The sequence below is a fragment of the Paenibacillus sp. YN15 genome, assembly GCF_003285005.1.
Classification (GTDB): domain Bacteria; phylum Bacillota; class Bacilli; order Paenibacillales; family NBRC-103111; genus Paenibacillus_AR.
This window is the reverse complement of record NZ_QMFA01000011.1, coordinates 45,664-70,154: the sequence shown is the minus strand read 5'-3', so window position 1 is coordinate 70,154 and position 24,491 is coordinate 45,664. Positions and strand designations below refer to the sequence as shown.

The window sequence follows — 24,491 nt, the reverse complement described above, 5'->3', positions numbered from 1 at the left end:
CCGTTTATATAACGTAATATATTTTAATTATGACATACTATATATCAACTTTTCAAGCCATATTGCAACCTATTTTTAATTATGGTATCAATGAATAAGAAGTAATGGAACCTGGCGAGAGGTGAGTGACCTATCGAACTGACATCCCGGCAAAAGGAAATTTTGGCGTTGGTGCGCAAATCGGCTCCTGTCACCGGCGAGCAGATTGCCGAGCAATTGGGCTTAAGCCGCCCAACCATCCGCTCGGATTTGGCGGTGCTGATTATGCTGGGGCTTTTGGACGCCAAGCCCAAGGTGGGGTATTTCCCCGGCGCCGCCGCACAGCCCCAGGGCGAGGTGCGCAGGATGCTTTTGGACCTCAAGGTGAAGGATATCCAATCCCGGCCCGCCAACATCCGCGAGGCCTCCACCGTTCAGGATGCGGTAGTGGCGATGTTTTTGGAAAATACAGGAAGCATCTTCGTCACCGACGAGCAGAATTGGCTTCAGGGGATTGTATCCCGCAAGGATCTGCTGAAGGTGGTGCTTGGCAATCCGGGAAGCGCAGCCATGCCGGTGAGTCTGGTGATGACCCGCAAGGCCAATCTGGTTACGGTGGGGCCGGAGGAGCCTGCGCTGGAAGCGGCCCGCAGGATGGTCCGCCACGAGGTGGAAAGCCTGCCGGTGGTGGTGGCGGTACCGGACAAAAGCGAAATTGAAGTGATCGGCAGGGTCAGCAATTCCACTATGACCCGGATTTTGGTGGATTGGGCGGAACGGATCGGAAGGGGAGAGTAGGGTGGGAGAGAAGCAGCAGTGGATTTACATATGCTCGGATGCCGTGGGCGAAACCGCGGAGGCGGTAGCCAAGGCTACCTTGCGGCAATTTCAGGGAGGCGAGGCGAGGATCAAGCGCTTCGGCCAAATCCGCCATGAGGATGAAATCCGCCGGATGATGGAGGAAGCGGCGGCAGTGGGCGGCTTTGTGGGCTACACCCTGGTCCAGCCTGAATTGCGGGAGATGATCAAGTCGGAGTCCATCCGGCTGGAGGTCAGGATTGTGGATATCCTTGGACCCATGATGCAGGCCTATGCAGATACCTTCAACGACTCTCCCCAGTGGAAGCCGGGGCTTCTCCATGAGCTGGACGACGATTATTTCCGCAGGGTGGACGCTATGGAATTTGCGGTCAAATACGACGACGGGAAGGATGCCTCCGGCCTGCTTGCGGCGGATGTGGTACTGGTGGGGGTGTCCCGGACCTCGAAAACGCCGCTGTGCATTTTTTTGGCCCACAAGGGGATCAAGGCCGCCAATCTGCCTGTCATTCCCGAGGTGAAGCCGCCTGTGGAGCTGTTCCGGGCCGACCCGTCCAGAATCTTCGGGCTGACCATGAACCCGGAGCATATGCAGCATATCCGTACGGAACGCCTGAAGGCGGTCGGTCTCCCCGGCGGCTCGCGGTATGCCTCGGCGGAGCGGGTGCAGGAGGAGCTGCGCCATGCGGATGAGCTGATGAAAACGCTGGGCTGCCGCATCATTGATGTCACCAACCGGGCCATTGAGGAGACGGCCGGGCTGATTATGGAAGCTGTCAGGAGGGCTACATGAGGGCCATTATTGTGGATGACGAGCAGCCTTCCCTGGATCTGCTCAAGCTGCTGCTGGAGCGGGACGGCAGGACCCGGCTGTACGGCGCCTACAGGAGACCCGGCGAGGCTCTGGCCGCGCTGGAGGAAACCCGGCCGGATGTGGCCTTCCTGGATGTGGATATGCCCCAAATGAACGGGCTGGAGCTGGCGCGGCGGATTCACGAGCAGCAGGAGGCCGTGGAGATTGTGTTCGTCACCGCCTACGCCCAATATGCCATTGACGCTTTCCGCCGCAACGCCTTGGATTATCTTCTGAAGCCGCTGACATTGGATGCCGTATCCGAAACGATCAGCCGCCTGTTCAAAAGAAGGCAGCCCGCAGGGCCGTTGACGGCGCCTGCGCATCCGGAGGTAATGAAGGCCGTCCTGTTCGGCGGCTTCGACATTCTGGATGCGGCGGGTCAGCCCATCAAGTGGCGGACGCTGAAAACCAAGGAAATGATGGCCTATTTTCTGGTGAAGGAAGGCCAGCCGGTTTTAAAATGGGAGCTGATGGCCGATTTATGGCCCGAGCTTAATGAGGAGCAGAGCCGCACCTATCTTCACACGACCCTCTATAACCTGAAAAAAGCGCTGAAGGACGCCGGAGGAAACGGTCAAATCCACTACTTGTCTGGACAGTATCACGCCGGCTTCGGGGATATGGCAAATCCTTTGCGGGTGTACAGGGAATTTGAACGGAGCTTTCCGGCTCTGACCAAGGAGACGGAGGGGGCTTACCAGGCGATGGCTGCCCTTTATCAGGGAGAGCTGTTTGCCAGACTGGATTATCCATGGAGCTCCCCTTACAGAGAAATGTGCTTTGGGCTGTTTCGGCAGGCCTGCATCCGGTTATGCCATTATTATCTGGACAGGGGAGAACCGGAGGCTGCGGCAAGAGCCGCCCGGCAGCTTTTGGCCCAATCGGAAATCGACGAAGAAGCCCATGAGATGATGCTGCAGATCCATTTCCGGCGAAATGACAGGATTGCCTTGCGGAACCAGTACGAGCTGCTCAAAAGAGTTCTGCTCTCGGAGCTGGGCCTTCCTCCAAAACCGGCGGTAGAAAGGCTGTATGCCGGCATGATGGAACAAATCGGGTCGGAGCCCTTGTAAAACAATCTCTCAACACAACCTGAGGTAAAGCAAACATTTTGAGGTGGTCAAAAAAAAGCCGGATTGCTCCGGCTTTTTGCGTATTTCGGCAGCCATCAGGATACGCTGTCCGTGCTGCTTGCGGCAGGAGAAGCGGCAGGGGCCTTCATTTTGCCGCCTGCTGGGCGATCTGTTCCTTTGCGTTCGATGAAGGTTTTCAGCTCATCGGTGAGGCTGTCCTTGATTTTGGCGATGAGCTCGTCGGAGGTGATGCCCTTGCTTTCGGCAATCTCCGCCAGGGATTTGCCTTCCTGCTGAAGGGTCCCCAGCTCCTCCTCGGTAATGCCCAGGATAGCGGCCAGATCCGCATTGCTGGCAAAACCGCCTCTAAGGCCATGATCCGGGCGAATGCCTTTTGCGTTATTTTGGACGCTGGTATCGGCATTGGCGCCGGCGGTTTCTCTTTGCTTCAGATTGGTGCGCTCAATCTGATTTTTCAGCTGCTCGGACAGGCTGCCCGTCAGCTTGTCCGCCTGCTCCTGGGTCAGCTTGCCGGCGGTGACGGCTTCGCTGATTGCCGCGGTTTGAGCGGCTACCAGCTTGGCCAGGTAGTCTTCTTCCGACAGACCGGCGGCTGCGGCGATTTGGACCCAGGTAAGTCCCTGCTCCAACTGGGCGGACACTGCGGATTCCTCTACGCTGAGAATGGCTGCGGTTTGCTTCAGGAGATCGACTCTGCCGATCCCTTCCATACCGCCGCCCCGTTTGCCGAAGTCGCCGCGGAAGCCGCCTTGGCCTTGACCTTGGCCGCCCGCCCGGAGGTGCTGCGCGTTATCTGTAACAGGGGCGGAGCTGTCGCCGGAGGCTGCGGCAAAAACCTGATTATGTACCAGACCTGCGCCGCCAACGAGAACGGCTGCCGCCAATACACCGGAGATAATGGTTTTGTTTGCGGATTTTTTCATAGTAGGATTCATCCTTTCCGAAGTGGGTTTGACTTGCTTCTTCAGGATAAAGTCCCAAGCTTAAACCCCACTGAGCACCCGCTTAATGTTCCCTTAAAGTACCATTCCCTCCCCTAATACCCCCCGAAAAAGCAGCGGTGCTGCGAACAACCCTCCGTCTGGGGAAATAACCCTTCAAAAATGGCGAGCTGCTCCAAAGCAAATTCGATGCACTCCGGAAAACATAACTCGCTGCGTTAAGCGTGTAATTTGGCGGACCCTGGTTCCGTTATTTCACAAAAATTCGCCTTATTTTCTCCCCCGCGGACTCACGATCCGTTAAGTGTGAAAAAACGGGGATTCTTCATGCTTCCAGAGTGAAATAGCGGATCGTCTGTCCGTGGAAATCGGGACAAGAGCTAAATGGGGAAAATAACGGATGCTCTGTCCGCACCCATCAGGCGCATGGTTCTCAAAGACCAGCAGATTCTGCCCCCATCAGGCATATTGGAGCAATCATCAGATAGTCCGTCCTCTGCCCCCATCAGGCGCTTCAGGCGCTCCGTTCGCAATCGGTCATCCATGGGATATACCGTACATGTCAAAAAAACCCGGCCCCGCCAAAGCGGGACCGGGTTTTTGGAGCTGCCGCGGATAAACCGCAGGCAGCATGTATTATACGCGGGATTAGCGGGCTTGCCAGCCGCCATCCACGTTCAGGATATGGCCGTGCAGGTAGTCTGAAGCGGAGGAAGCCAGGAATACGGCAGGTCCGCCCAGGTCTTCCGGTTGGCCCCAACGGCCGGCCGGGATACGGGCAGTGATGCTTTCGGTGCGCTCGGAGTCCTGACGGATCGGAGCGGTGTTGCGGGTTTCAAAGTATCCGGGAGCGATAGCGTTGACGTTAACGCCCTTGGACGCCCATTCGTTGGCGAATGCCTTGGTTAGGCCGGCAACGCCGTGCTTGGAGGCGGTATAGCCGGGAACCAGAATGCCGCCCTCATAGGACAACATGGAAGCGACGCTGATAATTTTGCCTGATCCGCGTTCGATCATGTGACGGCCAACCAATTGGGTCAGGAAGAACACAGTATTCAGGTTCAGGTTGATGACATCATGCCAGTCCTTGGCAGAGTGTTCGGCGATGGGAGCGCGGCGGATAATGCCGGCATTGTTCACCAGAATGTCTACCTGTCCGAAAGCGGCGATCGCCTTCTCGACAACACCCGGAAGCTCTTCTTCCTTGCTCAGATCGGCGGTAATAACGGTGCAGCGGCGGCCAATCTTCTTGCACTCGTTCAACACGGTGTCATCGTTATCGGTATAGGTAACCAATACCAGATCTGCGCCTGCGTTGGCCAGAGCCAAGGACATGCCGGCTCCGAGACCTACTGTACCGCCTGTAACCAATGCTACTTTTCCTGTGAGATCAAACGCGCTCATGAAGACATCTCCTTTAAATTTAAATAGGGATTGTGGTTAAATGTATGGAATCAGCGGATGAGCTGTATCCCTTTTGCCGTGTAACGCTGGACGGTTTCGTCCGGCAGCCCGGGGTCCGTCACAATGGCCGTCAATTCCTCCGGTTTGGCGAAGGTAAGCAGGGCGCATTGGTTGAACTTGGTGTGGTCGGCCACGCAGTAGCATTCTGCCGCGGCTTGCATAATGGCCCGCTTCTGGCTCACAATGGCCTGGGTAAAAACCGTAAGCCCATATTCCTCGTGAATGCCCGTGGCGGAGATAAACGCCTTCTGAATATTCATGTTGCCGATAATGGAAGCGAAATTCTCGTTGATCAGCTGGTTGCGGTTGCGGTAGCCGCCGGGCACCACAAGCCGAACCTTGTCCTTTTTCACCAGCTCCCCGATAATAAACAGGTCGTTGGTGATGACAGTAATGGGGATGTTGTCCAAAAGCTTGGCCATCGCCAGCGTGGTGCTGCCCCCGTCCAGAGCGATTACTTCTCCGGTGTTGACAAGCTCCAGCGCCCGTCTGGCCGCCTGGGCCTTGGCATCCTCGTTCTTCGAATTGGGCAGGGAGTCGGGAAACAGCCCGGCAAATCCCTCATTGGCCAAAGCCGCTCCGCCGTGGAACCTCCGAAGCAGCCCCTTCTTCTCCAGCTTCTCCAAATCCTCGCGGATAGTCTTGCCGGATACGCCCAATTCCTCGCTGAGTCTGGATACGTTGGCTTCCTTCTCGGTAATCAGAATTTCCAAAATTTGCTCGTGACGCTTGATGGTGGACATAAGCTTGCCTCCGAGGAGAGAATCGGGGAAGCAACACAATCCGCTCTCCCCCGGCAAACATCAACGTTTGAATATACTATATCACACTTCCAAATGAACGTAAATAAACCTTAATGAACATTATGAACATTTTTTTGCACACACCCTAGTATGATTGTTTTGCAGTTAATCCATGCAAGACCTGCTTTTTAAATGACATAATGGTTCCACTCGCCGTTTTTGGGATCGTGGATATGCAGCCAATCCGCAGTCAATCCGAATAGCCGGCGCCTCACATCCTGGCCCGTGAAGGAGTGGTCGGCCTTGGGCAGAATCTCCTTGTCGCTCACCCCGTCGCTCCGCAGCCAGAAGGCTCTCTGGTACAGATAGGCGGACTCGCTTGTGATGACTTCATCCTCCGCTCCATGGAGAACCAGCACATCGCCGCGAATCTGCCTGGTTTCCTGAAGAGGATGGGAGTCGGCCAGAGATTGGAGAAACCGGCCGGTGAGGGTGTAGCCCAGGTAATCCGTTTTGCCGGCCGCGATGATTTCCCGATGGGCTTCGGGACCGATGATCCGGACGATATCCGCCAAGGGATGGGCAACCGGGGCCCACAGCACCAGCCGTTTCACCCGTCTGTCGCGGAAGGCGGTCTGAACGGCAACGGCGCCGCCCAGGCTGTGGCCCAGCAGAGTGACCCGGGACAGATCCACGCAATCGAAGGAGAGGGTGTAGTCCAGCATGATGCGGGTTTCCCTGACCAGCTGCTCCATGCCGCCGTCCCCGTAGCTGCCTGTGCTTTCGCCGCAGCCGCCGTAATCGAAGCGGACCGCCAGGTAACCGGCCTCGCTGAAATGGCGGGCTGCCTGAACGAACAACCGGTCCGCGCCGATCCGGTTGCCGGTAAAGCCGTGGCAGAACAGAATCAAGGGCAGGGTTTCCTCCTTGCCTTCTTTTTCGGGATAATGCATGGTAACGGCCAGGTCTGCGTGTTCTGTTTTGACGATGCGCTGAAGCTCCATGCCAACCCCTCCATATATAATAATTCCTATTATAATACTATGATTAAATTTATTGTACCATGCGCCTGTGATGAAAGCAATCCGGTTGCAGGCCACCTGGCAAAAAAAGGCGGCTCTGCAGCCCGCGGTGGGCAGCAGAGTCCGCCTTCTTCATTTCTTAGCTGATAATCGCCAGCTGCCGGGATATCTCCAGCCGCTGCTGCTTCAGGAGCAGAAGACGCTCAATCAGCTCCTGCTGTGCCTGTTTGTCCCTTCCCCTAAGCTCTGCATACAATTCCAGCAAAAGCCCGTTCACTTCATCATATTGCCGCCACAGCTCATCCCTTGTTTTTGCCTTCCATTCGGAGGCGATCCGCTGCTCCTTCTCCGCCAGGGCCTGCAGGATTTCCTGCTGCCAATCCCGGTCACCCTGTTCCCCGGCATAATTATATAAGTCCAAATGGTCATTGATCCATTGATAGGTATAATGAGGGTGCGTCACATTCATCTGCGCCACGCTCCTTTATGTCATGGGTTTATATACTTAGTATTATACTTGGAATTGTTGGTCTTTCAAGTGGGCGAACAAATTACTTTTGAGCGGGGGCGGTATGCTGCTGTTTTTGATGAAACATGTACATACAACAGGAAATGATGATATACTATTAACCATACAACTGCACGGTGTCAAAGGACGCCTGTCAGCGTCTATCACGCATTGGAGGTTTGTTGTGAAAGAAAAAGCGCTGCCCAAATATATGCAGGTGAAGCAGGAGATTCAAGCCTGGTTTCACAGCGGAGCGATGAAGCCCGGGGATCTGATGCCCTCGGAGAACGAATTGGCGGAACGTTTTGGCGTCAGCCGCCAAACAGTGAGGCAAGCCTTCGGAGAGCTGGAGAGAGAAGGCCGGCTGTCGCGCATCCAGGGCAAAGGAACCTTTGTGTCCGCGCCCCAGGCGGGCAGTGGGGAGACGGTGCGGACGGTGGGGCTGATCACCACGTACATCTCCGACTATATTTTCCCCCATATTGTCAGAGGGGCGGAGGCTGCCCTGCGCAGCAAGGGCTACCGGCTTCTCCTGTCCAGCACGGACAACGACAAGGAGCGGGAGCGGGAGGCGCTGGAGATGATGCTGGGCCAGCCGTTGAGCGGCCTGATTATCGAACCCACCAAAAGCGCCGAGGGCAACCCCAATCTGAGTCTGTACCTGGCCTTGGAATACCGGGGGATTCCGTATATTATGTTAAATGAGCAATACCCGGAGCTGGACGGGCCCTGCCTCAAAACAGACGATGTTCTGGGCGGCTGCCTGGCGGTCCGCCATCTGCTGGCTTTGGGCCATGAGCGGATCGCCGGTTTTTTCAAGATGGATGATATGCAGGGTGTGAACCGGCTGAAGGGCTTCCGTCAGGCCTACCGGGAGAAGGGGGTGGCCATTCAGCCCGATCTGGTGGTCCAATACGCCACGGAGGAAAAGGGGACCAAACCCGCGGAGGCGGCTGTGCGGCTCTTGTCCCGGGAAAGCGCCCGGCCCACCGCTTTTGTCTGCTACAACGACGAGCTGGCGGTGCAGCTGATGGAGATCATCCGGCAAGCGGGCTTGTTCGTACCGGAGGATGTGGCCGTGGTGGGCTTCGACGACTCCAGCCTGGCTACCGCCACCGAAACCAAGCTGACCACGCTGACCCATCCCAAATCCCTGATGGGCCAGGAGGGGGTGGAGCTGCTCCTGCGGATGATTGAAGGGAAAGTCAAAAAGCCCAGGGGCAAGCTTTACACACCGGAATTAATTGTACGGTCTTCAACAAAAAAATAATCAAACCTATAGCAAACTTGTACGTACAATTGTATAATTAGCTACGGGGAATTTTCAGGATAGGAGTGAAGAAGTTGCTGGAAAAGCTGAAGGAAGAGGTGCTGGAGGCCAATTTGGACCTGCCCAAGCACGGCCTGGTTACATTTACGTGGGGGAATGTAAGCGGTATCGACCGGGAAAGCGGTTTGGTGGTTATTAAGCCAAGCGGCGTATCCTATGAGGTTATGAAAGCGGAGCACATGGTGGTTGTGGATCTGGACGGGAAGACAGTGGAGGGGGAGTACAAGCCTTCATCCGATACAGCTACCCACGTGGCGCTGTACAAGGCTTTTCCGGGCATCGGGGGCATTGTGCATACCCATTCTCCCTGGGCCACGGCATGGGCTCAGGCAGGCCGGGGGATTCCGGCGCTGGGAACTACCCACGCGGATTATTTCTACGGCAAGGTGCCCTGCACCCGCCCCATGACGGAAGCCGAGATTAAAGGCGCTTACGAGCTGGAGACCGGCCATGTCATCATCGAAACCTTCCAAAGTCTCGGCTTGGACCCGTTGCAAATTCCCGGCGTGCTGGTCAACTGCCATGCGCCCTTCACCTGGGGCAAGGACGCCCATAACGCGGTCCATAACGCAGTGGTGCTGGAGGAAGTGGCCAAGATGGCCTTCCATACTTTCCAATTGAACCCCGGGATCGAGCCGATGGATCAAACGCTTCTGGACCGGCATTTTTTGCGGAAGCACGGCGCCAACGCCTATTACGGCCAATAATATCAGGAGGAATGCTTATGAAGGATGATGTGAAAGACCAGATTCAGAGCGGCAGAACCGCTCTTGGAATCGAGCTTGGCTCCACCCGCATTAAAGCTGTCCTGATCGGAGAGAATGGCGAACCCCTCGCCTCCGGCAGCCACGACTGGGAAAACAGCTATGTAAACCAAATCTGGACATACAGTCTGGAAAATGTCTGGAAGGGCGTACAGGACAGCTACCGGAAGATGGCCAATGATGTGAAGGCCCGCTACGGCGTACCCTTGCGCACCCTCGGAGCCATCGGCTTCAGCGGCATGATGCATGGCTATATGGCCTTTGACAAATCCGGGGAGCTGCTGGTGCCCTTCCGCACATGGCGGAACAACATTACCGGGCAGGCGTCCCAGGCGCTCAGCGAAAGCTTTCATTTTCATATTCCCCAGCGCTGGAGCATTGCCCATCTGTACCAGGCGGTGTTGAACGGGGAAGAGCATGTGGGCCGGATTGATTATCTGACCACGCTGGCAGGCTATATTCACCGGAAGCTGACGGGCCGGAAGGTTCTGGGCGTTGGCGAAGCATCGGGCATGTTCCCAATTGATATGCACACGAAGACTTACAACGCAGGTATGGTAGAGAAGTTCAACAGCCTGATTGCCCCGAAGAATCTCCCCTGGAGGCTGGAGGATATTCTGCCTGAGGTGCTGGTTGCGGGAGAACATGCAGGCACACTGACGGAGGAAGGCGCAAAGCTGCTGGATGTAAGCGGTGAGCTTGCCCCCGGGATTCCCTTCTGCCCTCCTGAAGGGGATGCGGGAACAGGAATGGTGGCCACCAACAGTGTCGCCCAGCGGACAGGGAATGTTTCCGCCGGAACCTCGGTATTTGCCATGGTGGTTCTGGAGGGTGATCTGTCCCGGCCGTATGAGGAGATCGACCTGGTGACAACGCCCACGGGAAGTCCCGTGGCTATGGCCCACTCCAATAACTGCTCCTCGGATCTGAATGCCTGGGTCGGGCTGTTTGACGAATTTGCCAAGTCCATGGGGCTGGCCCCGGATGCGGATAAGCTGTACGGAACCCTGTACAATCTGGCTCTTCAGGGTGACCCGGACTGCGGCGGCTTGCTGGCTTACGGCTATTTGTCCGGCGAGCATATGACCCATTTTGAGGAAGGCCGCCCCCTGGTTGTCCGGACGCCGGGCAGCAAGTTCAGCCTGGCCAACTTTATGCGCGTCCATTTGTTTACGGCTATGGGCGCATTGAAAATCGGCATGGATATTCTGCTGAAGCAGGAAGCGGTCAGATTGGATGAAATTCTCGGCCACGGCGGCTTGTTCAAAACCCCGATTGTGGGCCAGAAGCTCATGGCCGGCGCGCTGAATGTTCCCGTTTCCGTCATGGAAACGGCCGGTGAAGGCGGGGCCTGGGGAATTGCGCTGCTGGCCTCCTATATGGTGCGGAAGGCGGAGCAGGAAACCCTGGAGGAATATCTTAGCGGGAAGGTATTCGCCGGCAAAGCGGTATCCTCCATCTCCCCCGATCCCATGGATGTGGAGGGTTTTGAAGCCTTTATGCAGCGCTATATCAAGGGCCTGGCCATTGAACGGGCGGCAGTGGAGCATTTGAGCTAATTCACTATCTATAAGGAAATGACTATCTATAAGAAAAGAGGCATAACACATGTTGAATATGAAAGCTTATGAATTTTGGTTTGTGACCGGAAGCCAGCATCTGTACGGCCCGGAAACGCTGGAGGAAGTCGCCCGCCATTCCCGGATTATCGCCGAGAAGCTGGATGCCTCCGCCGCCATCTCTGGCAAGGTGGTGTTCAAGCCGGTTGTGAAGACTCCCGACGAAATCCGCGGTCTGATTGCGGAAGCCAACAATGATCCCAACTGCGCCGGTCTTATTACCTGGATGCATACCTTTTCCCCCGCCAAAATGTGGATCGCCGGCCTGTCCATTCTGCAAAAGCCGATGCTCCATTTGCACACCCAATTCAACCGGGATATTCCCTGGGATACCATTGACATGGATTTCATGAACCTGAACCAGGCCGCCCACGGCGACCGGGAATACGGCTTTATCAATACCCGTATGGGCGTGGCCCGCAAGGTGGTCAACGGGTATTGGGAGCACGCGGCTACCCAGGAGCGCATCGGCGCCTGGATGAGGACGGCCATTGCCGTGATTGAAAGCCGCTGTCTCAAGGTGGCCCGCTTCGGCGACAATATGCGTCAGGTGGCGGTAACCGAAGGCGATAAGGTAGAGGCGCAAATCAAGTTCGGCTGGTCCGTCAACGGCTATGGCGTAGGCGATCTGGTGGAGCGGGTGAACGCCGTCTCCGAGGAAGCGGTGGATGCGCTGTTCGCCAAGTACGCGGAGCGCTACGAGCTGCCAGAGGAAGCCCAAACACCCGGCGCTTACCAGGACTCCATCAAGTACCAGGCCCGGATTGAGCTGGGCATGCGCAGCTTCCTGGAGGAGGGCGGCTTCACCGCCTTCACCACCACCTTTGAGGATCTGCACGGCTTGAAGCAGCTTCCCGGGCTTGCGGTTCAGCGGCTGATGGAGGATGGCTACGGCTTCGGCGGCGAAGGGGACTGGAAAACCTCCGCCCTGGTCCGCCTGATGAAGATTATGGCCGGCAACGTGGGCACCTCCTTCATGGAGGACTACACCTACCATATGGACGAGGAAAATGAAATGGTGCTGGGCTCCCACATGCTGGAGGTTTGCCCCACCATCGCCTCCACCCGTCCGCGTCTGGAGGTGCATCCTCTGGGAATCGGCGGCAAGGCCGATCCGGCCCGGATGGTGTTCGACAGCCGGGAGGGCGCTGCCCTGAACGCCACCCTTGTGGACCTGGGCAACCGGTTCCGGATGATCGTCAATGTGGTGGATGCAGTGAAGCAGGACCATGCCATGCCGAAGCTGCCGGTAGCCCGGGTGCTGTGGAAAACCCAGCCGTCCCTGCAGGTGGCGACGGAAGCTTGGATTTATGCAGGCGGCGCCCACCACACCGGCTTCTCCTATGTGGTGACAGCCGAGCAATTGGCCGACTTCGCCGACATGACGGGCATCGAATGCGTCATTATCGACAAGGACACCAACCTGCGCGCCTTCCGCAACGAGCTGTTGTGGAATGACGTAGCGTTTAAGCTGAAATAAGCCTCCCCATTCCCCGGAGGCAGCAGCGCCCCGCCGGTTTTTCAGGCGGGGCGCTTTTTGGCATGAAACCAAATAAACATACGAATACATCAGAAATCCGAATCCAGAGCATTCGCCTTTTGGCAGGCGGCCGCTACAATGAGAGCATATCATCCGCCACCGCGGACCATCTGCCAAGGAGGAAACAACATGCCCCCACAATTCCGCTATTCGCCCAAGCCTGCCCTGGAGCCGGTTCCAGGCTGCGAATGGGCCAGCAAAATGGTGCTGAACCCCGCCATCGTCAAAGATCCCGATTCCGATACCCTGCACATGCTGTTCCGCGCTACGGGCCCTTGGCCGCAGAAGCGCCGGGAGGGCTGCCAAGACCCCTACCCGATTTTTCTCGGCTACGCCAAAAGCGAGGACAACGGGGAAACCTGGGATGCGGATTTTTCCCGCCCCGCCCTTGCCCCTGCCGTTAGCCTGGCGGAGGAGGACATCTATACCACGGACATTCACGGCAACCGGGTGCGGGATTATGCCAACGGCTGCATCGAGGACCCGCGGATTTTTCCGGTAGAGGGCCAATATTATGTGTCTGTAGCCTGCCGCATGTTTCCCCCAGGGCCTTATTGGCTGGCCGACCAGAATCCTCCCGTCTTTACCAAGTACGAATATGTGCCGGACTGGACCGCCTCCGGAGAGGACATGTTCCATCAGGTGGCGCGGGCCAACGATACCGTTACCGTGCTGTACCGGCTGGATCTGAACAAGCTGAAGGAACAGCGCTACGAGGAAGCCTTCACCTACGTCTGTCCCCTCACCGAAGGGCATGTCAGCGACAACCGGGATGTATTCCTCTTCCCCGAAAAAATGAACATCGGCGGTACGCCCCAATATGTGATGCTTCACCGACCGATGAAGCCCAAGCCCTTCGACCCGGCGGTGTCCACGCCGTCCATCTTCCTGGCCGCCGCGCCGCGGCTGGAGGACTTCGCCTCACCCCGGGCGGTTCACACCTTGATGGCTACGGGCATCTTCGACTGGGAGGAGAACCGCATCGGCGCAAGCTGGCCGCCGCTCCCTCTCTCCGGCGGGGAATGGCTTATTGCCTACCACGGCAAAAAGGATGTTCATTTCGGCTATACCCAGTCCTTTATGATCGTCAAGGAAGAGGAGGGCGCTTTCCCCAAGGTGATCCACCGCTGTCCCGACCGGCTGATGTACGCCCAGCAGGACTGGGAAATGCCTTCGGATTATCCCACCCCGTGCCTGTTCACCACCGCGGGCATCATCGTGGACGGGGAGCTGATCATGTCCTACGGCGCAGCCGACCAGAAGGTAGGCATCGCCTGGGTCAACTTCGGGGAATTGGTGGAGCATATCCGCGGCTTCGACGCCGAAGGCCGGAAGCTGGGGTAAAGGAATTGACTGGAAAGGAGGGAATCCATCATGAGCAAAACGTTGGCAGAGATCGGCCCGGGCGCTGTAAGGTCCAGCCGGAAGAAACGAATTTGGTCGTATATCAAAATGAATTACGATATGTATCTGCTTCTCATCCCCGGCCTGATCTTCATCCTGATCTTCAACTATCTGCCGCTTTACGGCATTACGCTGGCCTTCAAGGATTTCAACATGTTCGCCGCCAGCAACCCGTTTCTGTCCATTGTGAAAAGCCCCTGGGCGGGGATGGACCATTTTAACCATATCTTCGGCATGTCCGATTTCCACAGGGTGCTGGCCAACACTCTGATTATCAGTGTCTACAAGCTGGTGTTTCTGTTTCCGCTGCCGATTATTCTGGCCATTATGCTCAATGAGCTGCGGATCGTCACCTTCAAAAAAGTGCTGCAAACCGTGCTGTATCTGCCCCATTTTCTGTCCTGGGCGGTAGTCAGCGGCATCTTCGTAACCCTCCTGGGCTCAACCGGCATTGTCAATAATATGCTGGAGGCGCTCATCGGCCATCCCATCAATTTTCTGATGGATACCGGGATTTTCCGCTCTGTGCTGGTGGTCACCGACGGCTGGAAGGAAATCGGCTGGAGCTCCATCATCTATCTGGCGGCCATTACCGGCATTGACCAGGAGCAGTATGAGGCGGCCACTGTGGACGGGGCCAACAAGCTGCACAAGATTATCTACGTTACCATTCCGGGAATCGCGCCTACCATTGTGCTGCTGTTGATTCTGAAAATCGGCCATATCCTGGACGCGGGCTTCGAGCAAATCTTCATCATGTACAATCCCACCGTCTATGAGGTGGCGGACATTATCGGCACATATATTTACCGGATCGGCCTGGGCCAGATGAACTTCAGCCTGGGAACGGCCATTGGGCTGTTCAATTCCGTGGTGGCCTTTATTCTCATTGTCAGCTTCAACGGCCTGACCCGGAAATTCATGGGCAGAAGCATCTGGTAAACGAAAGGAGGGACGCAAATTGCGCAAAACCACGCTGGGCGAAAAAATCTTCGATACATTCAATATTGTGCTCCTGACCCTGCTGGGAGCCGCCACGCTGCTGCCGTTTCTGCATGTGGTGGCCAAGTCCATGAGCAGCCAGGTGGCCGTCAGCTTGGGCAAGGTCACCTTTCTCCCCATAGGCATCCAGTTCGGCACCTTCCAATATGTGCTGAACCAGGCCCAGTTCCTCAACTCCTTCCGCAACTCCGTCATCATCGCGGTAGCGGGAACAGTAATGGGGCTGATTCTGACGGTAATGGCGGCCTATCCGTTATCCAAGCCGCAGCTTAAGGGACGGAAGTTCTTCATGATGTGCTACATTTTCATCATGCTGTTCAGCGGCGGCATCATTCCCAACTTCCTGCTGTACAAAACCCTGGGGCTGCTGAATACCATGTGGGCCCTGATTATTCCCGGCCTGGTGTCCGTGTTCAACATGCTTTTGGTGAAAACCTTTTTCGAGCAGCTTCCGGAAAGTGTGGAGGAGTCGGCCCGGATGGACGGAGCCAGCAACTTCAAGATTCTCTTCCGGATTGTGCTGCCCATGGCCTTGCCCGTGCTGGCTGCGGTGGGACTGTTCTACGCCGTCCATTACTGGAACAGCTATTTCGCGGCGGTGCTGTACATCACCAAACCCAGTCTGAAGCCCCTGCAGCAATTCCTGTATGAGCTGATCAGCCAGTCCGTAACCGAATCCGGGAATCTGGATATTGACCGGGCCATGAACAGCGACCCCGAGTCCATCCGGGCGGCGACGATTATTTTGTCCACCCTGCCCATTCTGTGCCTGTATCCGTTCCTGCAAAAGTATTTCGTCAAGGGCATTACCATCGGGTCCGTCAAGGGATAACCGGACTGTCCGCCGGGGACATGATCCTTCACCTGCAGAGTGGAGCATGTCCCTGGACGGTCCTCCCAATCTCTTGTAGATCATACATTATTTGAGCGGAAAAGGGAGGAGAAGCATGTCGGCAACAAACTGCGCCCTGCGGAAATGGCCGTCCCTGCTGCTGGCCGGGCTGCTCTTCAGCTATTGCTTTGCGGCATCGGCTTATGCGGCGCATTGGAGTCCAGGCACGGCAGGCGCCTCCGGCCTGAACGCGGTGGTGTTCGGCGGCGGGCAATTTTTTGCGGCGGGAGAATCCGGCGGCGTAGCCGCCTCGGAGGACGGGGCTTCCTGGACCGCCGCTGCAGCGGGGACCAATACCCGCCACCTGTTGGGGGCGGCTTACGGCAGCACTCCGGAGGGAGCCTACAAGTATCTGGTAGTGGGTGAAAACGGAACCCTGCAATTATCCGTGGACGGCAAAAGCGGCTGGAGCAGCTTCACCTCCAATGCCACTGCCTACCGGACGGCTGTCTACGGGGCAAGCTCCGGCGGCAGCAAGTTCCTGGCGGCGGGAGACAATGGCCAAATTCGCGCCCATACGGGGGTTGTTGGGGCAAGCTGGTCCAACAAAAGCCCCGCCGGGGTTACAGCCAGCGTGTACGGTGCAGCTTCGGGGCCGGTCACGGATGAAGGCGGAACCAAAAACGGCTTTGTCATTGTAGGCGCCCAAGGGCTTGTGATGACCAATACGGATGCCCAAACCGCCTCCGGCGCCTGGATCAGCCGGACTCCGCCGGGCTTCAACGGCCAACTGAACGGCGTGGCTTATTTGAACGGCCGCTATATCGCGGTGGGCGACGGCGGCATTGTGGCTTTGTCCCAAGACGGCGTTTCGTGGACCGTACTCACGCCGGAGCAGACCGGAACGGAGCAGTCCCTGCGGGCCGTGGCCTACGGTGACGGGGTGTATATGGCCGTCGGGGACAACGGCACGATTCTGTCCTCGCCGGATGGCCTTGGCTGGACGGCGGAGGCAAGCGGAACAAGCGGCCGTCTGCGGTCCGTGGCTTATGGCCAGGGAAGATTTGTGGCCGTGGGAGACGGAGGAATAACCGTCCATACCCTGTCCGGCAATGCCCGGCTGGCGGCATTGGAGCCGGGGAGCGGCGTAACCCTGGAGCCCGCCTTTCATCCCGATGCTCTGAGCTATTCTGGAAGCGCATCCAAAACCGTCGAAACCCTGCAGCTTGCAGCCCTGGCGGAGGACCCCCGGGCCGCAGTGAAGGTGAATGGCCTGGAGGCGCCGTCTCCCGGCAGCGCTTGGACCCTCCCCCTTGCCACCGGTCCCAATACGGTGGTTGTGGAGGTGTATGCGGAAGCGCCGGGGGTAAGCCGGACCTATACCCTGCACATCCACCGGGAGGCTGCGGCCTCCGCCGATGCGGCTTTGGCTGGGATAGACCTGGCGGGGCTGGCTCTGACGCCGGCTTTTGACAGCGGGGTGAAGGAATATGCGGCGGCCGCTCATTTTCCGGCAGAGTATGTCAAGGTTTCGGGAACCACCCGGCACAGCGGGGCGGAGCTGCGCATCAACGGCCAGCCTGCGGCCGGGGGGAAAGCGGCAGAGCTTCCCCTGTCCCTCGGGAACAATGAAATCCGCCTGGAGGTGACGGCCGAGGACGGAACGGCAAAGGAGGCTTATACAGTGAATGTCAAGCGGGAGAAACCCGGATATTTCAGTGAGGATTTCCAGGGAGCCGGGGCCAATGAAGGCTGGTTTGCATACGGCGGCATCGGCGGTGTGGAGGCGGACCCGGACCAGCCGGACAACCGGGTTTACCGGCTGAAGTACAACGGAGATATTTCCATTGCCTATTATTATCCGGACGGTTCCTATTGGACGGATTACAGCTATGAGGCGGATGTGAAGCTGAATGCGGCTTCGTCCAGAGGCGGTTTGGCCTTCAAGGTGCTGGACGAAAATAACTTCTATACGCTGTCCCTGAACGGGGCAACGGGCAAGGCGGAGATTCAGGGCAGAACCGGCGGAGAGGCTACTCGGACACTGGCGGCAAGCCAAGTGCTGGCCGTTAACCCCGCAGAATGGAACAGGCTCAGGGTAGAGGTGTTGGGGAACACGGTCAAGGGTTATGTGAACGGCATCCCGGCAGTGGAATGGACCAATCCCGCCAATGACTGGCAGGGCTGGGGCAAGGCGGGCTTCCGCACCCAGCACGAAATGCTGGCGGATCATATGCGCATCGAACCTTTGTCCGAATCCGGCGCGGTATCCGGCGCCATTAGCTTTCCCGGCTCCTACGCCGTGTTCCAGCGGGATGCCGAAGGATGGGGGAATGTCCGGGTGGAAGGGTTTGCCGCCGCTCCGGCAGCGGACCGGGTGGAGGCCAGGCTGACCGTGATGGAAGCGGCAGGGGCCGACTGGAGCGGAGCACCTGTGGATTGGACTCCGCTGGATTTTCAGAAGAACGCGGAAACCGGGGATATTTTCTTCCGTGACAGCGTACGGGCTCAGACGGGCGGCTGGTATTTGCTGGAGGTCAGAGGCTTGAGCGGCGGCGGGGAGGTGTTCCGCCTCTCCCGGGAAAAGGTGGGGGTCGGCGATGTTTATCTGGTGGGAGGCCAGTCCAACGCAGGAAACTCGGGGGGCACCCGCATGATTCCCGCCGATGACCGGGTGGCCGCCATCAGCCGTCTGGGCGCAGACGCCGCTTTTGCCAAGGACCCGCTTCATGGGGTGAACGGCAATATGGGCTCTACCTGGTCTCTTCTGGGCGAAAAGCTGGTTGGCGAGCTTAATATTCCCGTGGGCATCATCGGCTTCGGCCAGGGCGGCACGGTGGTCGCCCAGTGGCTGCCGGAAGCGGAGAATTCCCTGTATTCGCGTCTGAAGCAGGCGCTTCATGCGGCAGACCGCCTGGGAGGCGCCAAAGCGGTGCTGTGGCACCAGGGAGAGACAGATTCGGACAGGGCCACCACCGCTTTGGAATACGAGGAGCGGCTGACCCGGATTATCCTGCAATCCCGCGCCGACGCCGGGTGGAATCCGGAGCTGCCCTGGGGCATTGCCGTGGTCTCCTATTCCCCCTATTCCGTCTCCCGGCCGGAGCGAATGGAGGCGGTGGCGGAGGGGCACCGCAATACGGTGCTGCATGTTCCCCACACCTTCCTGGGGGCGGATACGGATGATTTGCGGGAGGGCTACCGGCGCACGGATGAGCCCAGTCATCTGAATGAAGCGGGGCAGCGGGAGCATGCAGCCCGGTGGATGCCTAAGCTGGCGGCCTACTTCTACGGCGGCGGGGAGCCGGGACCGGGCCCAGGCGGAGAGACGGATGCAAGTGTGCTGAAGGATGTGCTGACGGCTGACGGCGGGTTTCTGGCCGTTGGAGCGGACGGCCCGCAGGATACCGCCAACGGAATCCTGCGGCTCTCCCGGGATGGGGAGGAGTGGACCACTGTGAGCCGCGCCCTGCAGCCTGAATTCCCTGCCGCCTCATCCATCAATGGCGTTGCCTCGGGAGGCGGCCTGTATGCGGCGGCAGCCCACAACGGCGCTGTGCTGGTAAGCAAAACTCCCGCCGACCCGGCTTCCTGGACCCTGTACTCCAAGGAGAGCAGCGGCCTCAAAACCGGCACCAACAAGCATTTGTACGGGATTGCTTACGGAGACGGGCGGTTCCTCGCCGTGGGACAGGGAGGAACGTTGGTTCACTATGGAGAGGACATGGGCTTCCGGATGTACAACAATGACTCCAAGTATTCTTACGGAGGGGTGAAAACCAACACCTCCAAGGATCTGTACGCGGTCGCCTATGGCAATGGGCGGTTCGTAGCCGCCGGCTTGGGGGGAACTATTCTCACCACCGACGATTTTCTCACCTTTGTCAAATATGACAAAGCCTCTGTCCCGTCTACAGGCACCGATTCCACGCTGAACGGCATTGCCTTCGGAAACGGACTGTTTGCGGCAGTGGGCGACAATGGCGTCATTCTCACCTCCCCGGACGGAGCAAACTGGCAGAGCAGGCAGTCCGGCACCACAGAGAATCTTTATGGCGCCGCTTATCTCGACGGCCGTTTTGTGGCGGTGGGCGGCAAGGGAACCGTGCTGCTCTCCGATGACGGCGTGATGTGGTTCCGGCATCCTGCCTCCGGCACCTCCGAGGACCTCCGGGCGGCAACCCTGTCTGGTGAGGAGTACATGGCCGTGGGCGTGAACGGAACAGCGCAGCGGATGACCGCCATAGTGACCCCTGTTGCGGACAAAACCTACCTGCTGGCCGCGATTGAAGAAGCGGAGGGGCTGCTGGAGGCTGCCGTCGAGGGAACGTTGCCCGGCCAATATGTGGCAGGCGCCAGGGCCAGGCTGCAGGCGCCGTATGATGCAGCCGTTCTGGCCGCCGTCCGCGGGGAGGCAAGCCAGGCGGAGATCAATGAGGCGCTCTCCACCCTGCAGACCGCCCTCCAGGTGTTCGGCCGGATGGCTATATCGGAAACCACGGGAGACCTTAACGGAGACGGACGGGGTGCAGTGGGGGATGTGGCCATAGCCGCCGCCGCTTACGGCAAGGATGCGGATTCGGCCGGATGGTTAACCGCATCTGCGGCGGATTTTAACCAGGACGGCCGGGTGGATGAGTTTGATGTGGATTTCCTGTCCATCCGGGCCGCCTCTGCTCCCGAACATACAGAGAAAGGAGCGCAGCCATGAGAAGGCAGGCTATTGCATTGCTGAGTTCGGTGGCCCTGCTGTTTTCCGGCCTGCCGGGACTTCCCGGCGGGGTCAGGAACGCAGAAGCGGCGGCCCTTGAAACCCCGCAGGTTATTGTCACTCCGCCCCTGCAGGAGGTGCTCGGCTCCACCCATACCAGCGGCAGATATTATTTCGGGGAGGAGGACTTCTTAAACGAAGGCGCAGAGCGGATGCTGTCTCTGGGCTCCTCCAGCATCAAGGTGTGGCTGTCCGCCAAACCTCAGGAATCCTATCCCTACAATTCGGAGTGGCCGGCCAACATTGGCCAGCCGGACGGTCCGCAGTCGCTGTTGGAGATACTCATGCTGCCCCATTACCAGGAGCTCCTGGAGAAGGACTTTCAGGTGTTTGTTTTTGAGGCCATCGAGTTCGGGCCCCTTCGCTCCGGCGGCGGCGCGGAGCTGACCACCATCTGGAAGGATGGCCTCTCCCCGGCGGAAAAGGAGCGGGTGGAGGAGCAGTTTTATGAGCTGACCCGTTACCTGCTGACCCGATTTGCCCACACGGGCAAAACCTTCCTGCTCCAGAACTGGGAGGGGGATAATGCCCTCCGGGCCTGGGAAACCCCGCCTGCCCAGCTTCCCACGGCCATTCAGGGGATGATCGACTGGTCCAACGCCCGTCAGGACGGAATTAACCGGGCCCGCCTGGAAGCGGGGGACATAGGCGTGACGGTGGCAGGAGCTCTGGAGGTAACGCGGATTCCCGCGGGCGGTGAGGTGTTCGACCACAAGCTGGTGGTGGATGAGGTGGTGCCTCACACCCATATGGATTTGTATTCCCTGTCCACCTGGGGAACCCGGCTGCCGGGAGAGGAGCAGGAGCTTCTGGCGAAGCTGGCTTATTACAAGGATAAAGCCCCGGACAGCGCGCTTTACGGAGCCGACAATCTGATGCTGGGGGAATTCGGCGCCTACGAAACCACCTACAACAAGCCGGAGAGCTTCCCGCAGAACAACTACGAGGCTACCCTGAGTCCGGGCAGAGATAATGAGTTCAATGAAACCACCGGGCGGGCCCAGCTTGTGGCCAACCGCAAGCAGTTGGAATATGCCCTTCAGATGGGCGTCCGTTTTGCCCTCTACTGGGAGCTGTACGACAATGGACTGAAGGACGGCATTACCCTGGACAGTCTCACTCCCGACGAACGGGGCTATAAGGTGGCCCGGATGGAGCAGCTGAGAGGAGTGTGGCTGGTCCGGCAGGACGGCTCCTATACGCCGACCTGGCATTATTTCGCCAACCTGTACAATCCCAAAACCGTTACCGATTACCTGAACGACTGGAGCAGAACCTATTCCCGCACCTCTAATCTGGAATTTGTCCGTGAAGGGGCAGCCTCCCGTGCCGAAGGGGATACCTCCCGGGCGGTGAATTCAAGCGGAGCGGACGGAAGTCTGGTGTACCGCCTGGCCAAACCCATCTCCTCCTTCTCCGCCAAGTTGTTTCATACGGATGGGCTGGCAGGCAAGCTGGAGTTCTATGCCTCCGCCGACGGAACGGACTGGACTGCCGTGGAGACGGCTGTCACTCCGGGAGCTGCCGGACAGCCGGGAAGCTGGCAAAGCGCCTTTGCAGGCTCCTCCGCGCTTCCGCCGGACAGCATCTATCTGAGGGCGGTGCTGAAGGGGAATACGGCGGGCAGCCTGGAGCTGTCCGGCATTCAGATCAATTCGGAGGAAGGCCTGGCCGATCCCCATTCGGTTTATTACAATCCCGCCGAACTGACCGGTCTGCTGCTGGACGGCAAGCCTCTTCAGGCCTGGAATTCGTTGATGCTGGTGAAATACCCGTATGATGATTCCCTGCCGCAGGTTCCGCAGGCCTTTGATCCGGCGGTGGCCGGATATAAGGTGTTCCTTCCCGTGGATGCGGCAGAGTCTCCGGTGATTGAGGGCATAGTCAATGATCCGCGCCTCCAGGTGGAGGTGACCCAAGCGGACTCCATTCCTGGCACGGCGCAGATCCGGGTGTCCTCGCCGGACGGTTCATCCCAGGCCAGCTACCGGGTGGAATTTGCCCGGGAGCTCACCGCCGCCCTGACGCCCGAAGCGGCGGTAGGGACAGGGAAGGAGCTGGCGCTGGATTACAGTCTGCGGCATGTTGCCCGGGGCATCCAGGCCCAGGATATTGTCCTCGGGTTTGACCCGCAAATGCTGGAATGGAAGGATGCCGCAGCATTGAACAGCGTCACCCGGATCACGTATGCGGGCCAGGAATCGCCTGGCCGGGTGCGGATTATGGCGGCGGCGTTGGGGGCGGACAGCGCCATTGACCGGGACGGTCCCCTTCTCCGGTTCACCTTCCTGGCCAAAGCCCCGGGCCAAACCGCCGTAACCCTGGAGCAAACGGCGGCGGCGGAGGCCAATGGCATGGAGTGGATACCGGGCAGGCAGCACAGCGCCGTTACCGTCGGCGAAGCCTCCGGAGGGGAGAGCGGCGGCTCCGGCGATAGCGGCAGCGGCCCCTCCGGTGGCGGCAATGGTGCCGCTGCCGGCCAGGCTGCCGCAAGGATCGTCCCCGGCCGCATTGAAAAGAGCCCGGAGCTTTCCCCCGGCCGGGAAAACCGGCTGGAGGCCCTGGTTCGGGTGACGGCAGAGGAGCTGCGGCAGGCTTTGGGGGAGGATGGCAGCCAGGTGGACATACCGGTTTCCGCTCCGGAAGGCCGGACCCTGACCCAGGCGGCGGTTGAGCTGCCCTTATCCGCTCTTGCGGAGCTGTCGTCCCGCTCTCTGCCTGTCCGTCTCACCGTTTCCTCGCCCCTGGGCGCTTATACCGTTCCCCTGGGCACGCTTCCGAAGCTGCCGGAAACACCGGGGCAGGCAGCGACGCTGCGGCTCATAATCGCATCCGCCGCCGGTTCAAAGGCGGAGGAGACGCTCCGCGCCCAGTTTGCGCTGGCCTCTCCAGTGACGGAATTCCGGGCGGCGGTATCCACTGCAGAGGGGGAACGGAGCTTGGAGCTGCCTGTGGGCAGCCACGGCAGCTCATCGGCCTCCCGGACCCTGCCCGTAACCCTGCCCGGCTTCACTCCGGAGCTGGCGGCGGGCGTGAAGGTGGAGGCGGACGGCTCCATCCGTTATATGCCCGCTTATTTCCACCGTGAAGGCACGGTTTGGAGCGGGGAATTGTTTGAGGCCGGAAGCGGCTTCTATGCGGTGGCAGTTTCCTCCGGGCAACCCTTTGCCGATACCGTCTCCCATTGGGGCAACCAGGATATCGCCATGCTGGCCGCCAGAGGGATTGTCCGGGGCCAAGCCGAAGGCAGCTACGGGCCGGACCTGTCCTTGACCCGGGCGGAGCTGGCCGCCATGCTGGTCCGCGGCCTGGGGCTGAAGGAGGAGCTCCGCAGCGCCGCAGGCTTCACCGATGTGCCCGGGGAGGGCTGGCAGGCCGGAGCAGTGGGAGCCGCCTTGGCCGCCGGTTTGATCCATGGCAACGGAGACGGCAGCTTCCGCCCCGATGCCCCTGTTACCCGGGAAGAGCTGGCGGTGATGATGGACAACGCCCTGGCCTGGGCGGGAGTAACCGTTCCGGCGGACAGCTCCGAAGCCGCTCTTGCCCGCTTTGAAGACCGCGGTCTCCTCTCGGACTGGGCGGCAGAGGCCATAGCCCGGACAGCGGCGGCCGGAATTGTGGAGGGCCGGACGGACAGTCTTCTGGCCGCCAAGGGTGAAGCCACCCGGGCGGAGGCCGCCGTTATGGTCAAACGGCTGCTGGTGAAGGCCCGTTTCATGAATCCCTGATGCAAAACTATACGATTGAACCAGAAATCGAAAGCTTTGCTCTACCCCGAACGGGGAAAACCCGTCATAATGAAA

Annotated in this window: 17 protein-coding genes; 12 read left to right on the top strand and 5 right to left on the bottom strand. The window is 58.8% G+C overall.

Annotated features, from left to right (window positions below; all coding sequences use genetic code 11):
- The first annotated feature begins 132 nt into the window (after window positions 1–132).
- Genes DQG13_RS11470 through DQG13_RS11460 form a run of 3 tightly spaced genes read left to right on the top strand, consistent with a single transcriptional unit; the run spans window position 133 to window position 2,727 of the window.
- A complete protein-coding gene (locus DQG13_RS11470) occupies window positions 133–777 on the top strand; it encodes a CBS domain-containing protein (RefSeq protein WP_113019896.1) in 645 nt (214 codons plus the stop codon).
- 1 nt (window position 778) lies between these two features.
- Window positions 779–1,591, top strand: coding sequence for a pyruvate, water dikinase regulatory protein (locus tag DQG13_RS11465; RefSeq protein ID WP_113019895.1), 813 nt, complete (start codon window positions 779–781; stop codon window positions 1,589–1,591).
- Window positions 1,588–2,727 carry a response regulator gene (locus DQG13_RS11460; RefSeq protein ID WP_113019894.1) on the top strand — a complete coding sequence of 380 codons (1,140 nt, stop codon included), beginning with the start codon at window positions 1,588–1,590 and terminating at the stop codon, window positions 2,725–2,727. The genes DQG13_RS11465 and DQG13_RS11460 overlap by 4 nt, the downstream gene beginning before the upstream one ends.
- Window positions 2,728–2,822: 95 nt before the next feature.
- Here the strand turns inward: DQG13_RS11460 and DQG13_RS11455 are convergent, their stop codons facing one another.
- The 5 genes from DQG13_RS11455 to DQG13_RS11435 all read right to left on the bottom strand — a co-directional run bounded on the left by DQG13_RS11455 (window position 2,823) and on the right by DQG13_RS11435 (window position 7,387).
- Complete coding sequence (locus DQG13_RS11455; RefSeq protein WP_113019893.1) at window positions 2,823–3,671, bottom strand: hypothetical protein; 849 nt, start codon at window positions 3,669–3,671, stop codon at window positions 2,823–2,825.
- Window positions 3,672–4,337: 666 nt separating this feature from the next.
- Window positions 4,338–5,093, bottom strand: coding sequence for a 2-dehydro-3-deoxy-D-gluconate 5-dehydrogenase KduD (gene kduD / locus DQG13_RS11450; RefSeq protein WP_113019892.1), 756 nt, complete (start codon window positions 5,091–5,093; stop codon window positions 4,338–4,340).
- Between the two features lie 50 nt (window positions 5,094–5,143).
- Window positions 5,144–5,896 carry a DeoR/GlpR family DNA-binding transcription regulator gene (locus DQG13_RS11445; protein WP_113019891.1) on the bottom strand — a complete coding sequence of 251 codons (753 nt, stop codon included), beginning with the start codon at window positions 5,894–5,896 and terminating at the stop codon, window positions 5,144–5,146.
- Window positions 5,897–6,084: 188 nt separating this feature from the next.
- Window positions 6,085–6,900 carry an alpha/beta hydrolase family protein gene (locus DQG13_RS11440; protein ID WP_113019890.1) on the bottom strand — a complete coding sequence of 272 codons (816 nt, stop codon included), beginning with the start codon at window positions 6,898–6,900 and terminating at the stop codon, window positions 6,085–6,087.
- Between the two features lie 157 nt (window positions 6,901–7,057).
- Window positions 7,058–7,387 (bottom strand): hypothetical protein, encoded by a 330-nt coding sequence (locus DQG13_RS11435; RefSeq protein WP_113019889.1) that lies wholly within the window; start codon window positions 7,385–7,387, stop codon window positions 7,058–7,060.
- Between the two features lie 223 nt (window positions 7,388–7,610).
- On the opposite strand from DQG13_RS11435, the gene DQG13_RS11430 reads away from it, so the two are divergent.
- The 9 genes from DQG13_RS11430 (at window position 7,611) to DQG13_RS11390 (ending at window position 24,416) form a co-directional block, all read left to right on the top strand.
- Window positions 7,611–8,696: a GntR family transcriptional regulator gene (locus DQG13_RS11430; protein ID WP_113019888.1), complete on the top strand. Its 1,086-nt coding sequence runs from the start codon at window positions 7,611–7,613 to the stop codon at window positions 8,694–8,696.
- Between the two features lie 74 nt (window positions 8,697–8,770).
- A complete protein-coding gene (araD, locus tag DQG13_RS11425) occupies window positions 8,771–9,463 on the top strand; it encodes an L-ribulose-5-phosphate 4-epimerase (protein ID WP_113019887.1) in 693 nt (230 codons plus the stop codon).
- A gap of 17 nt (window positions 9,464–9,480) precedes the next feature.
- Window positions 9,481–11,079 carry a xylulokinase gene (locus DQG13_RS11420; RefSeq protein WP_113019886.1) on the top strand — a complete coding sequence of 533 codons (1,599 nt, stop codon included), beginning with the start codon at window positions 9,481–9,483 and terminating at the stop codon, window positions 11,077–11,079.
- 49 nt (window positions 11,080–11,128) lie between these two features.
- Window positions 11,129–12,619: an L-arabinose isomerase gene (araA, locus tag DQG13_RS11415; protein WP_113019885.1), complete on the top strand. Its 1,491-nt coding sequence runs from the start codon at window positions 11,129–11,131 to the stop codon at window positions 12,617–12,619.
- Between the two features lie 189 nt (window positions 12,620–12,808).
- Window positions 12,809–14,023 (top strand): glycoside hydrolase family 130 protein, encoded by a 1,215-nt coding sequence (locus DQG13_RS11410; protein ID WP_113019884.1) that lies wholly within the window; start codon window positions 12,809–12,811, stop codon window positions 14,021–14,023.
- 30 nt (window positions 14,024–14,053) lie between these two features.
- Window positions 14,054–15,025, top strand: coding sequence for an ABC transporter permease (locus DQG13_RS11405; RefSeq protein ID WP_113019883.1), 972 nt, complete (start codon window positions 14,054–14,056; stop codon window positions 15,023–15,025).
- A gap of 19 nt (window positions 15,026–15,044) precedes the next feature.
- Window positions 15,045–15,917, top strand: a complete 873-nt coding sequence (locus tag DQG13_RS11400) for a carbohydrate ABC transporter permease (protein ID WP_113019882.1) — start codon at window positions 15,045–15,047, stop codon at window positions 15,915–15,917.
- Between the two features lie 115 nt (window positions 15,918–16,032).
- Window positions 16,033–20,628 (top strand): cadherin-like beta sandwich domain-containing protein, encoded by a 4,596-nt coding sequence (locus DQG13_RS11395; protein ID WP_113019881.1) that lies wholly within the window; start codon window positions 16,033–16,035, stop codon window positions 20,626–20,628.
- Entirely contained in the window at window positions 20,625–24,416 is a 3,792-nt protein-coding gene (locus DQG13_RS11390; protein ID WP_113019880.1) for an S-layer homology domain-containing protein, read from the top strand. Before DQG13_RS11395 ends, DQG13_RS11390 begins: the two co-directional genes overlap by 4 nt.
- Window positions 24,417–24,491: the final 75 nt, after the last annotated feature.

Excerpts from the sequence above, each read along its gene's own strand:
- DQG13_RS11460 (WP_113019894.1), top strand. The coding sequence starts at position 1,588 with ATGAGGGCCATTATTGTGGATGACGAGCAGCCTTCCCTGGATCTGCTC.
- DQG13_RS11455 (WP_113019893.1), bottom strand. The coding sequence starts at position 3,671 with ATGAAAAAATCCGCAAACAAAACCATTATCTCCGGTGTATTGGCGGCA.
- kduD (WP_113019892.1), bottom strand. The coding sequence starts at position 5,093 with ATGAGCGCGTTTGATCTCACAGGAAAAGTAGCATTGGTTACAGGCGGT.
- DQG13_RS11445 (WP_113019891.1), bottom strand. The coding sequence starts at position 5,896 with ATGTCCACCATCAAGCGTCACGAGCAAATTTTGGAAATTCTGATTACC.
- DQG13_RS11440 (WP_113019890.1), bottom strand. The coding sequence starts at position 6,900 with ATGGAGCTTCAGCGCATCGTCAAAACAGAACACGCAGACCTGGCCGTT.
- DQG13_RS11435 (WP_113019889.1), bottom strand. The coding sequence starts at position 7,387 with ATGAATGTGACGCACCCTCATTATACCTATCAATGGATCAATGACCAT.
- DQG13_RS11420 (WP_113019886.1), top strand. The coding sequence starts at position 9,481 with ATGAAGGATGATGTGAAAGACCAGATTCAGAGCGGCAGAACCGCTCTT.
- araA (WP_113019885.1), top strand. The coding sequence starts at position 11,129 with ATGTTGAATATGAAAGCTTATGAATTTTGGTTTGTGACCGGAAGCCAG.
- DQG13_RS11410 (WP_113019884.1), top strand. The coding sequence starts at position 12,809 with ATGCCCCCACAATTCCGCTATTCGCCCAAGCCTGCCCTGGAGCCGGTT.
- DQG13_RS11405 (WP_113019883.1), top strand. The coding sequence starts at position 14,054 with ATGAGCAAAACGTTGGCAGAGATCGGCCCGGGCGCTGTAAGGTCCAGC.
- DQG13_RS11395 (WP_113019881.1), top strand. The coding sequence starts at position 16,033 with ATGTCGGCAACAAACTGCGCCCTGCGGAAATGGCCGTCCCTGCTGCTG.
- DQG13_RS11390 (WP_113019880.1), top strand. The coding sequence starts at position 20,625 with ATGAGAAGGCAGGCTATTGCATTGCTGAGTTCGGTGGCCCTGCTGTTT.